Here is a 13634-nt window from a genome sequence, read left to right as displayed (position 1 = left end):
AGCCCCCGGCGGGCGCCGCCCGCCGGCCCCGCCCGCCGGGCATGTCGGTGGGCGGCATCGTGGGCCCAACGCGCCCGTACCCGTGGTGAAGAAGCGACGCACGATACCGATCTGGATGTTCGTCGCTCCGTCGATGATCGTCCTGGCCGTCATCATCCTGTATCCGCTCGGGCGAGCGGTGTGGATGTCGGTACACGGCGACGCGAAGACCCTCGATCCCGAGACCGGTCGATTCGTCACCGGCGGCTTCGTGGGGATCGACAACTACACGCGCTGGATCACCCAGACCTGCGGCACTGCCACCGGCACGATCCCGTGTCCCCCGGGGACGCTCGGCTCCCAGTTCTGGCAGTCGATCTTCAATACGTTCTTCTTCACGGTCGTCACCGTCTCGCTCGAGACCGTCGTCGGTTTCGCGATGGCGCTGGTCATGGCCAAGTCGTTCCGCGGCCGCGGCCTGCTGCGCGCTTCGGTCCTGGTGCCGTGGGCGATTCCCACGGCCGTCACCGCCAAGCTGTGGTTCTTCATCTTCGCCAACGACGGTATCGCCAACAAACTGCTCGGCACCGACTTCATGTGGACCGCCGATCCCTGGCCCGCCCGTTTCGCCATCATCGTCGCCGACGTCTGGAAGACCGCGCCGTTCATGGCGCTGCTCATCCTCGCCGGTCTGCAGATGATCCCGTCGGACGTGTACGAGGCAGCGAAGGTTGACGGAGCCAACGCGTGGCAACGCTTCACGCAGATCACGTTGCCGCTGGTCAAGCCCGCGTTGATGGTCGCGATCCTGTTCCGCACCATGGACGCGCTGCGTATGTACGACCTGCCCGCGATCATGATGGGCTCCAATCCCGCGACGTCGACGATCTCGGTGCTCGTCGTGGACCAGATGCGGCAGGGTGCGAACTCGGCGTCGGCGCTGTCGACGATCACGTTCCTCATCATCTTCGCGTGCGCATTCGTCCTTGTCCGGTTCCTGGGGGCCAACGCCGTCGATACCCAGGAGAAACAGCGGAAGGGAGAGGTCGCATGACCGCCGCGCGCACGTCCAAGCCCCGGTTGCGCTCGTTCGGCACCTACGTCGGGGTCGCGATCATCGTGGTGTGGGGCCTCGCTCCGTGCTACTGGATGATCGTCACGGCATTGAGGGATCCGCGGGAGACGTTCAGCACCTCCCTGTGGCCGTCGAACCCGACGTTGCAGAACTTCGCGGACGCACTCGATCCCGCCGCCAAGGTCAACTTCTCGCGCGCACTGCTCAACAGCGTGATCATCGCGGGTGCGACCACCGCGATCGCCCTGCTCATCGGCGTGTTCACCGCCTACGCACTGTCACGGTTCGACTTCCGTGGCAAGTACTTCGTCACGGGCATCATCCTGGGTGCGTCGATGTTCCCGGTCGTCGCACTCGTCACGCCGCTGTTCCAGTTGTTCACCGACATCGGCTGGATCGGCAGCTATCAGGCCCTGATCATCCCGAACATCTCCTTCGTGCTGCCGCTGACCGTGTACACCCTCACGTCGTTCTTCTCCGAGCTTCCCTGGGAACTCGAAGAGGCCGCGCGGATGGACGGTGCCACCCGCGGACAGGCTTTCCGCCTCGTGATGCTGCCGCTGGCGGCCCCCGCGCTGTTCACCACCGCGATCCTCGCGTTCATCGCGACGGTCAACGAGTTCCTGTTGATGTCGCAGCTCTCGAGCGAACGCACCGCACCGGTGACGGTCGCGATGGCCCGCTTCACCGGAACCGACCCGTACGTCACCCCGTACGCGTCGATCATGGCCGGCGGCACACTCGTGATGGTGCCGCTCGTGATCATGGTTCTGCTGTTCCAGCGCCGGATCATCTCGGGTCTGACCGCAGGTGGCGTCAAGTCGTGAAACGTCTTCCGAAACGGCAGCGACTCGAGATGCTCCTGGGCTTTCTCACCGTCTTCACCGTGCTGGCGGTGGTCGGCGCGGTGACCGAGATGCGTACTTCGGCGCCGGGGATCGTGCCGTCGCTGGTGCTCCTCGGCTTCGCGGTGGCGTGGTGGTTCGCGTTCCGGGCTTGGCGGCGCACCGGCTCCTGATCTGCTCGTAGATCATCTGTGCCGGGCACTTCCGTACCATTCCTAGTCGGGTGCGATTGCCCTGCCCGCCCGGATTCCGGAGAAAGTGATACGAGTGACTTCCTCGAACAGGCACACAACCGGCAGGAACGGTTCTAGAAAGTCCGCGCGCTCGAGTGGGTGGCGGATCGTGCGGTGGGTAGTGCTCGCCGTCGTCGCGCTTCTGGTGATCGTGCCCGCGGGGTTCTTCATGTCGTCGTACACGGCGACAGAGGTTCCGCGTCCGGCCGACCTGAAGACGAACCAGATCGCGCGGATCTATGCCGCCGACGACACGACCGAGATCACGCGGGTCGTGCCGCCCGAAGGGAACCGCGTCGAGATCACCATCGACGACGTGCCCGTGCACGTCCGCGACGCGGTGTTGTCGGCCGAAGACCGCAACTTCTACACCAACCCGGGTTTCTCGATCACAGGCTTCGCCCGCGCGGCCCGCGACAACGTCATGGGTAAGGAAAGCGCCGGTGGCGGTTCCACGATCACGCAGCAGTACGTCAAGAACGTCCTGGTCGGCGCGGACCGCACTCTCGACCGGAAGATGCGCGAACTCGTCATCTCCACGAAGATGGCCCGCGAATGGTCGAAGGACGAGATCCTCGAGGCGTACCTCAACACGATCTATTTCGGGCGCGGCGCATACGGAATCGCGGCGGCGTCGCAGGCATATTTCGGCAAGCCCGTCGGTGAGCTGTCGGTGTCCGAAGGGGCCGTGCTCGCGGGCGTGATCCAGACCCCGTCGACTCTCGATCCCGAGTACAACCGCCTCGCCGTCGAGGCACGCTGGAACTACGTGCTGGACGGCATGGTGGGTATGGGCGTGCTCGACGAAGGTGAGCGCGCCACCCAGGTGTTCCCGGACACCGTGCCGTCGAACTCGCTCGCGCTCGCGAGTCAGGCGACGGGACCGGAGGGCCTGATCCGGTCCCACGTCCTGCGTGAATTGTCTCAGGCCGGGATCAGCGAGCAGGTTCTCAACACCGAGGGCCTGCGCATCACCACGACCATCGACCCCGTCGCGCAAGAGGCTGCCGTCGGCTCCGCGCGCCGCACGCTCGAAGGCGAGAACCCCGACCTCCGCACCGCGGTCGTGTCGATCGACCCCCGGTCCGGTGCCGTACGCGCCTATTACGGCGGTGAGGACGGCGCCGGGTTCGACTACGCGCAGGCGCCCCTGCAGACCGGTTCGTCGTTCAAGGTGTTCGGCCTGCTCGCGGCACTCGACGAGGGGATCGGTCTGAACGCGAAGTTCGACAGCTCACCGCTGAAGATCGGGAACCTCGAGATCGGCAACGTCGAGGGCGAATCGTGCGGGCGGTGCACCATCGCGGAAGCACTCAAGCGGTCGCTCAACACCAGCTTCTACCGGCTCATGATGTCGATGAAGGACGGTCCGCAGAAGATCGCCGACATCGCACACCGGGCGGGAATCCCGAAGACCATTCCCGGCGTCGAAGGCACCACCCTCGGAACGACGAACGGGCCTCCCGAAGGCGGCATCGTGCTCGGCCAGTACGAGTCCCGGGTCATCGACATGGCATCGGCGTACGCGACGCTCGCCGCGTCCGGGACGTACCGCGCGCCGTACTTCGTGCAGAAGGTCGTCACGGCGGACGGTGTGGTACTTCTCGATCGGCCCGCCTCCCCCGCCGAACAGCGCATCGATCCCGCCGTCGCCGACAATGCCACGCAGGCGATGCTGCCCATCGCGGCGCACTCGCGCGGACATGCACTGGCCGGGGGCCGCCCCTCGGCGGCGAAGACCGGCACCACGCAGCTCGGCGACACCGGGCTCAACAAGGACGCGTGGATGGTGGGATACACCCCGTCCCTGTCGACAGCGGTCTGGATCGGAACACCCGACGCCGGTCCCATCACCAACAGCTGGGGCGGATCGATCTACGGGTCGAGCCTGCCGGCGGACATCTGGAAGGGCACGATGGACGGCGCCCTCGCCGGTACCGAGGTGGAGAGCTTCCCGTGGCCGGCACCGATCGGCGGTCAGGCCGGCGTACCGGCCGACCCGGGAATCGAGGAGCCCGAGTCGGAAGCCCCCGTCCCCGGGTTCCGGCTTCCGGATTTCTCGAATCTTCCGCCGATCACGATTCCGGCACCGCCGGTTCAGCTACCCGTGCCCGTCCCGCCGCAGATCGAGGTGTTCCCCGGGGTCACGATCCAGATTCCGGGGCTGTGAGCTCGTCGTCCGGCGTGAGGACGGCGGGCAGGAGCGTGCTGACGTAGTCGACCACATCGTCGACGGAGAGCCCCGGTTCGTGCAGCCGGTCGATTGCGAGGGATTCGACCAGCGACCACCATCCCCGAAGCCGCATCCGGGTGAGCGAGCCGTCCGCGCACCCGAGCGCGGAGATCACGCGATCGACCAGGGTGTTCTTCATCGAACCGTGGATCTCGCGGATCTGCGGATCGGACCCGTATCCGCCGTGGAAGAAGGTCTGGTAGTTGTCGCCGTGCCGGTCGATGAACGACACGAACGCCTGCAGAATCGCGCGTAGCGGATCGGGGTCGCCCGGGGCGGGTACCGCCGCGCGCAGCAGGCGGCGCGAGGCGGAACCGACGATCGCCACGTAGTAGTCCTGTTTCGTCGGGAAGTACCGGAACAACAGGCTGCGGGAGATTCCGGCGATGTCGGCGACACGATCGATGGAGAGCGCGTGGATGGGGCGCGTCGCGAGTTCCTGCAGACCGATCGCGACGAGTTGCCGGCGTCGTTCCTCGGGTGGCAGCCGTCGGCGTTTGCCGACCTCTTGTCGCGGGGTGCTCATCCGGTTAGCCTAACTGAGCATTGCTCATTACCGTTCCTACGGAAGGCGCACATGGATTTCGGACAGTCCGACCGCAGCCGCGACTATCTCGAGCGGCTCCGCACGTTCATCGCCGACGAGGTCGCGCCGGTGGAAGCCCGCCTGCACGCCGCCCGCGGCGTCGCCCAAGCCCAGCGCCAGGACACTTCCGGTGCAGACGCATGGGCGGTGAGCGACGAGTTCCGCGAACTCCAGCGCGCTGCCCGCGCCCAGGGACTGTGGAATCTCTTCCTTCCGGACGCGGAACTCGGCGCCGGTCTGTCGAACGTCGAATATGCCTCGCTCGCAGAGGAAATGGGACGCTCGCCGTTCTACTCCGCGGTGTTCAACTGCGCCGCGCCCGACACGGGCAACATGGAGGTGCTCTACCACTACGGCAGTGCAGCCCAGAAGGATCAGTGGCTCCGCCCCCTGCTCGACGGCGAGATTCGCTCCGCGTTCTGCATGACCGAACCCGGTGTCGCCTCGTCGGACGCGACCAACATGGCCGCGACCGCCGTGGTGGAGGGCGACCAGGTGGTGCTCAACGGGCGCAAGTGGTGGAGCACCGGCATCGGGCACCCGGACTGCAAGGTCCTGATCTTCATGGGGCTGACCGATCCGGAAGCTCACAAGTACCAACGGCATTCGATGGTCCTCGTTCCCGTGGACACCCCGGGCGTGACGATCGAACGCATGTTGCCGACCATGGGGTTCTACGACGAGCCCGCAGGGCACGGCGAGGTGTCGTTCACCGATGTGCGGCTGCCGCTCGACGCGATCATCGCCGGCCCCGGCCGAGGATTCGAGATCGCCCAGGGCAGACTCGGACCCGGCCGTATCCACCACTGCATGCGTCTCGTCGGCCTCGCCGAGCGCACTCTCGAACTCGCGTGCCGTCGCGGCCTCGAGCGCACCGCGTTCGGCAAACCCCTCATCGACCTCGGGGGTAATCGTGAGCGCGTCGCCGACGCCCGCATCGCGATCAATCAGCTGCGGCTGCTCGTTCTCCACGCGGCATGGCTGCTCGATACGCAAGGTCTCGCCGGTGCCCGGTCGGCAGTCTCCGAGATCAAGGTCGCGGCGCCCCGCGTGACGCAGCAGATCGTCGATTTCGCGATCCAGATCCACGGTGGCGCAGGGCTGTCCGACGATTTCCCTCTCGCCGGAGCCTGGACGGCGGCCCGTGCGTTGCGTCTCGCCGACGGGCCGGACGAGGTCCATCAGGGATTGATCGCGCGCGGCGAACTCGGCAAGTACAAGCAGGACGGGGTACGGCAGAAGTGACGACTCTTCCCGACAACGCGCGCGATGTGCGTGAGGAAGACGCATTCGACGTCGCCGCGGTGGCGTCGTGGCTCTCCGAACATGCCGGCATCGACGGCGTTCCCGCGGTCCACCAGTTCGCGGGTGGCGCATCGAATCTCACCTATCTGCTGCGGTACCCGGACCGCGATCTCGTGCTCCGGCGACCACCGGTGGGCGCGAAACCGTCCTCCGGCCACGACATGGTGCGCGAGTACCGCATCCAGTCGCTGCTCGCCCCTGTCTACCCGTACGTCCCGACGATGATCGGCCTGTGCACCGACCACAGCGTCCTGGGCAGTGATTTCTACGTCATGGAACGCGTACCCGGAACGATCCTGCGCACGAATCCGCCGACGGATCTCGCACTCACGCCCGAACAGACCCGCGGCCTCTGCTTGCGGATCGTCGATCTGCTCGTCGAATTGCACAGCGTCGACGCGGCCGCGACCGGACTGGACGAGTTCAGCCGCGGCACCGGATATGTCGCCCGCCAGGTGGCGGGGTGGTCGTCACGGTACGAGAAGGCCCGCACCGACAACGTTCCCGACTTCGACCGGGTGCGGACCTGGCTCGATCGAGCACAGCCCGCCGACGTGGCGCAAACGGTCGTCCACGGTGACTTCCGCCTCGACAACGTCGTGCTCGACGAGACCGATCCGTGCACACCGCTGGCGGTTCTCGACTGGGAACTGGCCACCGTCGGCGACCCGCTGATGGATCTCGGTTCGTCCCTGGCCTATTGGGTGCAAGCCGACGACGATCCGATGCTGCTCGCGACCAAGCGGCAGCCCTCCGACCTTCCCGGGATGCTCACCCGGCAGGAGATCGTCGACTACTACTCCGAGAAAACCGGATTGCCGGTGGACAATTGGGGTTTCTACGAGGTGTTCGGCCTGTTCCGGCTCGCCGTCATCGCGCAGCAGATCTATTACCGCTACCACCACGGCCAGACCACCAACCCGGCGTTCAAGGATTTCTGGGTCATCGTCGGCTATCTCGATACGCGCTGCAACGCGCTGATCGACCGAATCGAAAGCGAAGTGCGATGAGCCGACCGGAACGACGCAACATCCTCATCACCGGTGCCAGTTCCGGCCTCGGTGCCGGGATGGCGCGCGAGTTCGCGGCGCGGGGACGAAATCTCGCACTCGCTGCGCGGCGCGTCGACCGGCTCGAGGCACTGCGTACCGAGTTGCTCGCCGAACATCCGCACATCACGGTGACGCTGCGTGCTCTCGACGTCGACCGGCACGACGACGTCTTCACCGTCTTCCGTGAATTCGACGAGGAACTCGGAGGTCTCGACCGGGTGATCGTCAACGCGGGTCTCGGCAAGGGACAACCGTTGGGCACCGGCTATTTTCGTGCGAACGCGCAGACGGCCACCACGAACTTCCTCGGTGCCCTCGCGCAGAGCGAAGCCGCGCTCGAACTCATGCGACCGCGCAACGCCGGGCACGTCGCGCTCATCTCGTCGATGAGCGCTCTCCGCGGAATGCCGAGGAACATGACCACCTATGCGGCTTCGAAGGCCGCGGTGGCGTCGCTCGGCGAGGGGATGCGGGCGGACCTGGCGAACACGGGAATCGGTGTGAGCACGATCTACCCGGGCTTCATCCGGTCGGAGATCAACGAGAAGGTGAAGAACGTGCCGTTCATCGTCGACACGGAAACGGGATGTCGCGCACTGGCGGCCGCGATCGAGAAAGAGCCTGCCCGCGCCTACGTGCCCGCGTGGCCCTGGGTGCCGCTGGGCTTCGCGATGAAGGTGCTGCCGCTGTCGGTGGTCCGCCGGATGGTGTGACGCTCCTCCGATCCGAAAAAGCAGAATGTCACATTCGGGCAGTCGTCGTACTGCCCGAATGTGACATCCGGTAGAGCGTGAGAATCAGGCGTCGGCGCCGATGATGAAGGCCTCGAGCTCGTTACGAGCCTTGTCGTCGGCCATCTGGACCGGCGGGGACTTCATCAGGTACGCGGAAGCCGGAAGGATCGGTCCGCCGATGCCGCGGTCCTTGGCGATCTTCGCCGCACGGATCGCGTCGATGATGATGCCGGCGGAGTTCGGCGAGTCCCAGACCTCGAGCTTGTACTCGAGGTTGAGCGGAGCGTCACCGAAGGCGCGGCCTTCGAGGCGCACGTACGCCCACTTGCGGTCGTCGAGCCACTGCACGTAGTCGGACGGACCGATGTGCACGTCGCGGTCGTGGACCTTGCCGGCGAGGGGACCGGTGAGGTTCGACGTGACGGCCTGGGTCTTGGAGACCTTCTTGGACTCGAGACGCTCACGCTCGAGCATGTTCTTGAAGTCCATGTTGCCGCCGACGTTGAGCTGGTAGGTGCGGTCGAGCACGACGCCGCGATCCTCGAACAGCTTCGCCATCACGCGGTGGGTGATGGTGGCACCGACCTGCGACTTGATGTCGTCGCCGACGATGGGGACACCCGCGTCGGTGAACTTCTTGGCCCACACGGGGTCGGACGCGATGAACACGGGCAGCGCGTTGACGAACGCCACACCGGCGTCGATGCAGCACTGTGCGTAGAACTTGTCGGCCTGTTCCGAGCCGACGGGGAGGTAGGACACGAGGACGTCGACCTCGGCGTCCTTCAGGACCTTCACGACGTCGACGGGTTCGGCCTCGGAGACCTCGATGGTCTCGGCGTAGTACTTGCCGATGCCGTCGAGAGTGTGGCCGCGCTGCACGGTCACGCCGGTCGGCGGTACGTCGGCGATCTTGATGGTGTTGTTCTCGCTCGCGAGGATCGCCTCGGACAGGTCGAATCCGACCTTCTTGGCGTCCACATCGAATGCGGCGACGAACTGGACGTCGCGCACGTGGTACGGGCCGAACTCCACGTGCATCAGGCCGGGGACGGAAGCGGTGGCGTCCGCGTCCTTGTAGTACTCGACGCCCTGGACCAGGGACGAGGCACAGTTCCCCACGCCCACAATGGCCACGCGCACCGCGGTGCTGTTCTCACCCATGGTCGGGTTCTCCTTCTTTGTTGCGTGCTGCTGTCGACTGCTCGGCGGCGATCAGTTCGTTGAGCCACCGCACTTCGCGTTCGCTCGATTCGAGGCCGAGCTGATGGAGTTGACGGGTGTAGCGGTCCAAGGTGCCGCCGGCCCGTCCGATCGCGTCGCGGAGCGCTTCCCTGCGCTCCTCGACCTGGCGGCGCCTGCCCTCGAGAATTCGCATCCGCGCCTCGGCGGGGGTGCGACTGAAGAAAGCGAGGTGCACACCGAATCCGTCATCGGTGTAATTCTGGGGTCCCGTGTCGGCGACCAGTTCGGTGAAGCGTTCCCGCCCCGCCGGAGTGAGCCGATACACGCGCCGGGCGCGTCGCTTGACGGTCCCGGGAACTCCCGAATCCTCTTCGATGAGCCCGTCCGCCTGCATGCGTCGCAGAGTCGGATAGAGAGACCCGTAGGAGAAGGCACGGAACGGCCCGAGGAGCCCGGTGAGGCGTTTACGCAGCTCGTACCCGTGCATAGGCGACTCGAGGAGGAGACCGAGGATAGCCAGTTCCAGCACGAGTCACCTCCTTGTCCGAGTGAACCAACCGATGGATACGACACAAAACTATATCGCGCCGATATAAACGACGATACGCCTTGGTGAAATCATCCGGAACATCCGTCCAGGTGGAAAGCGGTTCCCGGACGGCCCTCGGTTGTTGCGGGCACCTCCGGCGGGGCCGAGATTGCCGCGCGTCACAGGGTTGCTGTTACCACTCCGCACCCACCTGTCGCCCCGGCGCACGTACTCTGGGGTCCGTGCGAATTCAGCGGCAGGTGGTGGACTACGCGTTGCAGCGTCGGTCGCTGCTTGCCGAGGTCTACTCGGGGCGGCGCGGTGTGGCCGAAGTCTGCGACGCCGGCCCCTACCTGCTCCGGGCAGCAAAGTTCCACGGCAAGGGCAGCGACGTCACCTGCCCGATCTGCCGCAAGGAGCAGGTGACCCTCGTCTCGTGGGTCTTCGGCGAAAAGCTCGGCCCGGTGTCCGGGTCGGCCCGAACGCCCGAAGAGCTGACCCGCCTGGCCGCCAGCCAGGAGGAATTCTCGGTCCATGTGGTCGAGGTATGTCGCACGTGTAGTTGGAATCACCTGGTGCAGTCGTACGTCCTGGGGTCGCAACCGGCCCCGAAACGCCCACGTCGCCGGACGACGGGGCAGGACCGTCGCACCGCGAGCGAGTGAACGGGCGCCGGACGACGTGAGCGAACGCTGCCCGATGAAGTTCCTTCCCGCATACCGCCCGCACGAACCAATCCTCGCGTGCCCGTCTTCGGACGGGCATTCGAAGATGCGGCGTCACGCGTCGCGCAAACAGTTGGAGATGAGTACGTGAGTTCCCCCGACAACGAACCCGAGGGCAACAGGTCCGATCCGCCTCACCGGGACAACCCGGCAGGGCCGCCGCCGCAGCAGCGACCGGCGCCGCAAGGGGGACCCGCCCAGGGACGACCGTTGCCGCCTCAGCCGCGCCCCCAGGGCCGGCCCGGCCAGCCTCAGCCGCCGCAGTCCGGCGGCCGTCCGCCGTACCCTCCCCAGCCGTTCCCGCAGGGGCGGCCGCAGCAGCCTCCCCAGGGACAGCCGTATCCCCCGCGCCGGGGTCCCGCGCCGTCCAACCCGAACGCCCAGAACCCGAACGCCCTGCCGCCTCGCGGACCGGGCGCAGGTCCGGTGCCGCCGGGAGCGAACCCTCCGCAGCGCACCCAGCAGTTCCCGCCTGCTCCCGGCCACAACACTCCCCAGGGACGTGGGCCCCAGCGCCCCCCCCCGGGGCCCCCCCCCGCCCCCGCGCCCCCCGGCGGGCCGGCCCCCCCCCGGGCACAACCCCCCCCCGGCCGGGGGGCCGCCGGCCCCGCCGCAGGGTCCCGACGCGGCACGCGGTCCCCAGGGCGGTCCGTCCGACCCCGGCCCGGCCGCCGCGGGGCGGGGGGGGGGGGGGGGCGCGCGGCGCGGACGGGCGCGGCCCAGCCGGCGGGGCAGGGGGGGGGGCGGTCGTGGGGGTGACGGAAGCGGCGGCGGCAGAAAGATCCCCTGGCGCACCATCCGTCGTGTCGGTTACGGCGTCGTGGCCGCGGGCATCCTCATCCCGTTGCTCGCCTTCATGCTCGCGTACGTGGCACAGGACGTGCCGCGTCCGGGTGAGCTCGTCACCAACCAGGCTGCGACGATCTACAACTCCGACGGGACCGGTGTCATCACCAAGGTGATTCCGCCGGAAGGCAACCGCCACGAGGTCGAACTCGACCAGATCCCGTTGCACGTGCGAAACGCCGTGCTCGCCGCGGAAGATCGCGACTTCTACTCCAACCCGGGCTTCTCGGCGTCCGGTTTCGCGCGGGCCGCGCGCGACAACATCCTCGGCCGCGAGAGCGCCGGTGGTGGTTCGACCATCACGCAGCAGTACGTCAAGACCGCTCTGGTCGGCAACGAGCGCAGCCTGACCCGCAAGATGAAGGAACTCGTTCTTTCGGTGAAGATGGCGAATCAGTGGTCGAAGGACGACATCCTCGCCGCCTACCTCAACACCATCTACTACGGCCGCGGCGCGTACGGGATTTCCGCCGCGTCGAACGCGTACTTCGGCAAGCCGGTCAACGAACTGACCGTCGAAGAAGGCGCGGTCCTCGCGTCGTCCATTCAGCTGCCGTCGCTGCTCGACCCCGAGCAGAACCCCGAGGGCGCCAAGTCGCGCTGGACCTACGTGCTCGACGGCATGGTGGCCGCCGGCACCCTCAACTCCGCCGACCGCGCAGGCATGGAGTACCCCGCGTACGTCCCGCTCGCGGAACTCGACAACGGCGACCAGTCCTCCGGTCCCGAGGGCCTGATCAAGAACCAGGTCCTGCGGGAACTGGCATCCGAGGGAATCGACGAGACCCTGCTCAACACCGCGGGACTCGACATCACCACGACGATCGATGCGCAGGCACAGGCCTCGACACTCGACGCCGTGCGGTCCAACCTCGAAGGCGAACCGGAGGAATTGCGCACGGCCGTCGTCTCGGTCGATCCGCGATCCGGCGCGGTGCGTGCCTATTACGGCGGTGAAAGCGGTATCGGTTACGACTTCGCCAGCGCGGGCCTGCAGACGGGTTCGTCGTTCAAGGTGTTCGGTCTCGCCGCGAACCTCGATCAGGGTGTGCCGCTGTCCAAGACCTACGACAGCGGTCCGCTGACAGTCAACGGCATCAAGATCGGCAACGTCGAAGGCCAGTCGTGTGGCGAATGCACCATCGCGGAGGCGCTCAAGCGGTCGCTGAACACGAGTTTCTACCGGATGATGCTCGAGATGGACGACGGCCCGCAGGCGATCGCCGACATGGCACACAAGCTGGGCATCCCCAAGGAGGTTCCGGGTATCGGTGAGACGCTCACCGAGCCGAACGGAGCCGGCCCCAACTACGGCATCGTGCTGGGCCAGTACCAGTCCCGCGTGCTCGACATGGCATCCGCCTACGCGACGCTCGCAGCCTCCGGGCGGTACCACGAGCCGTACTTCGTGCAGAAGGTCGTCACGTCCGAGGGCGAGGTCCTGCTGGACCGCGGCAGCCCGGTCGGCGAGCAGGTCGTCGACGAGGTCGTCGCCGACAACACCACCGCCGCGATGATGCCGATCGCGGCCTACTCCAACGGGCACGCGCTCGCCGGGAGCCGCCCGTCCGCATCCAAGACCGGTACCGCACAGCTCGGCGATACCGGGTCGAACAAGGACGCATGGATGGTCGGTTACACGCCGTCGCTGTCCACCGCCGTGTGGATGGGAACCGAGGAAGGCCTCCCGCTCGAGAACAGCTGGGGCGGGATGATCTACGGCTCGGGTCTGCCGTCGGATATCTGGAAGGACTCGATGGACGGCGCTCTCCAGGGCACCGAGGTCGAATCGTTCCCGAAGCCCGGAGCGATCTCGGGTGTGGCAGGTGTGCCTTCGTGGACGGCGTCGGAAACGGCGAAGCCCACCACGACGGCGCCCGAAACCTCCCGCACCATTCCGACCATCCCGGAGATCCCGGAGATCACCACCCAGAACGTGGAGATCTTCCCGGGCGTCACGATTCCGGTACCGGGAGTCGCGCCGCAGACCACACGCCCGACCGTGCCCTCGCGTCCGGACTCCGGCGTTGAACAGGACGAGGAGGACTCCGGCGGAAACGTCGAGGACAACGCTCCTTCCGAGCAGACGACGCAGAACCGGGTACCGGGACAGAACGGGGCGGGACAGAACGGGCAAGCGGTTCCCGGCGCGCAGGCACAACAGCCCGAACTCGCACCGGCACGGTAAAAAAGTCGCGTGACGGTCGAAGGGGAGCGCAAGAACCGGGAACCGGTGTCACCGGGCCCACTCGCCGAGGGGCGCCGCCCCGGGGGTTTGGGGGGGGGGGGGGGGGGGGGGGGGCGGCG

At 67.0% G+C, this 13634-nt stretch carries 12 protein-coding genes; 9 read left to right on the top strand and 3 right to left on the bottom strand.

Annotated features, from left to right (window positions below; genetic code table 11):
* The 4 genes from TVH25_RS17530 to TVH25_RS17515 all read left to right on the top strand — a co-directional run.
* Window positions 1-1033 (top strand): carbohydrate ABC transporter permease (locus TVH25_RS17530; RefSeq protein ID WP_422424981.1); only part of this gene is annotated, 1033 nt, incomplete at its 5' end.
* Window positions 1030-1881 (top strand): carbohydrate ABC transporter permease, encoded by an 852-nt coding sequence (locus TVH25_RS17525; RefSeq protein ID WP_169620953.1) that lies wholly within the window; start codon window positions 1030-1032, stop codon window positions 1879-1881. The genes TVH25_RS17530 and TVH25_RS17525, both read left to right, overlap by 4 nt.
* Window positions 1878-2072 (top strand): hypothetical protein, encoded by a 195-nt coding sequence (locus tag TVH25_RS17520; protein WP_296550319.1) that lies wholly within the window; start codon window positions 1878-1880, stop codon window positions 2070-2072. The genes TVH25_RS17525 and TVH25_RS17520 overlap by 4 nt, the downstream gene beginning before the upstream one ends.
* A 169-nt stretch (window positions 2073-2241) precedes the next feature.
* Window positions 2242-4302 (top strand): transglycosylase domain-containing protein, encoded by a 2061-nt coding sequence (locus TVH25_RS17515; RefSeq protein ID WP_422424980.1) that lies wholly within the window; start codon window positions 2242-2244, stop codon window positions 4300-4302.
* Here TVH25_RS17515 and TVH25_RS17510 read toward each other — a convergent pair.
* The gene (locus TVH25_RS17510) at window positions 4277-4891 is read right to left on the bottom strand and encodes a TetR/AcrR family transcriptional regulator (RefSeq protein ID WP_169652336.1); all 615 of its coding nucleotides are present in this window, start codon (window positions 4889-4891) and stop codon (window positions 4277-4279) included. The genes TVH25_RS17515 and TVH25_RS17510 overlap by 26 nt on opposite strands.
* Window positions 4892-4942: 51 nt before the next feature.
* Between TVH25_RS17510 and TVH25_RS17505 the strand changes: the two genes are divergently transcribed.
* From TVH25_RS17505 to TVH25_RS17495, 3 genes are read left to right on the top strand one after another with little or no spacing between them, the layout of a single operon-like run.
* Complete coding sequence (locus TVH25_RS17505) at window positions 4943-6196, top strand: acyl-CoA dehydrogenase family protein (protein ID WP_169620957.1); 1254 nt, start codon at window positions 4943-4945, stop codon at window positions 6194-6196.
* On the top strand, window positions 6193-7266 hold the full coding sequence (locus TVH25_RS17500) for a phosphotransferase family protein (protein ID WP_169620958.1): 1074 nt from the start codon (window positions 6193-6195) through the stop codon (window positions 7264-7266). Before TVH25_RS17505 ends, TVH25_RS17500 begins: the two co-directional genes overlap by 4 nt.
* The gene (locus TVH25_RS17495) at window positions 7263-8021 is read left to right on the top strand and encodes an SDR family oxidoreductase (protein WP_169620959.1); all 759 of its coding nucleotides are present in this window, start codon (window positions 7263-7265) and stop codon (window positions 8019-8021) included. The genes TVH25_RS17500 and TVH25_RS17495 overlap by 4 nt, the downstream gene beginning before the upstream one ends.
* 84 nt (window positions 8022-8105) lie before the next feature.
* Here TVH25_RS17495 and TVH25_RS17490 read toward each other — a convergent pair whose 3' ends face one another.
* Both TVH25_RS17490 and TVH25_RS17485 read right to left on the bottom strand, forming a co-directional pair.
* Window positions 8106-9206 (bottom strand): inositol-3-phosphate synthase, encoded by a 1101-nt coding sequence (locus TVH25_RS17490; protein WP_169652338.1) that lies wholly within the window; start codon window positions 9204-9206, stop codon window positions 8106-8108.
* Window positions 9199-9756: a PadR family transcriptional regulator gene (locus TVH25_RS17485; RefSeq protein ID WP_169620961.1), complete on the bottom strand. Its 558-nt coding sequence runs from the start codon at window positions 9754-9756 to the stop codon at window positions 9199-9201. The genes TVH25_RS17490 and TVH25_RS17485 overlap by 8 nt, the downstream gene beginning before the upstream one ends.
* A gap of 242 nt (window positions 9757-9998) precedes the next feature.
* Here TVH25_RS17485 and TVH25_RS17480 point away from each other — a divergent pair, with 242 nt between their 5' ends.
* Window positions 9999-10421: a DUF5318 domain-containing protein gene (locus TVH25_RS17480; protein ID WP_169620962.1), complete on the top strand. Its 423-nt coding sequence runs from the start codon at window positions 9999-10001 to the stop codon at window positions 10419-10421.
* 880 nt (window positions 10422-11301) lie between these two features.
* Window positions 11302-13515, top strand: a complete 2214-nt coding sequence (locus TVH25_RS17475) for a transglycosylase domain-containing protein (RefSeq protein ID WP_422424977.1) — start codon at window positions 11302-11304, stop codon at window positions 13513-13515.
* Window positions 13516-13634 lie beyond the last annotated feature (119 nt).

Source organism: Rhodococcus sp. 7Tela_A2 (genome assembly GCF_049311045.1).
Lineage (GTDB): Bacteria > Actinomycetota > Actinomycetes > Mycobacteriales > Mycobacteriaceae > Rhodococcus.
This window is presented reverse-complemented; position numbering and strand designations above follow the sequence as displayed.

What these genes read in the sequence shown, in the direction of transcription:
- TVH25_RS17490 (WP_169652338.1), bottom strand. Translation starts at nt 9,206, where the DNA reads ATGGGTGAGAACAGCACCGCGGTGCGCGTGGCCATTGTGGGCGTGGGG.
- TVH25_RS17495 (WP_169620959.1), top strand. Translation starts at nt 7,263, where the DNA reads ATGAGCCGACCGGAACGACGCAACATCCTCATCACCGGTGCCAGTTCC.
- TVH25_RS17510 (WP_169652336.1), bottom strand. Translation starts at nt 4,891, where the DNA reads ATGAGCACCCCGCGACAAGAGGTCGGCAAACGCCGACGGCTGCCACCC.
- TVH25_RS17525 (WP_169620953.1), top strand. Translation starts at nt 1,030, where the DNA reads ATGACCGCCGCGCGCACGTCCAAGCCCCGGTTGCGCTCGTTCGGCACC.
- TVH25_RS17505 (WP_169620957.1), top strand. Translation starts at nt 4,943, where the DNA reads ATGGATTTCGGACAGTCCGACCGCAGCCGCGACTATCTCGAGCGGCTC.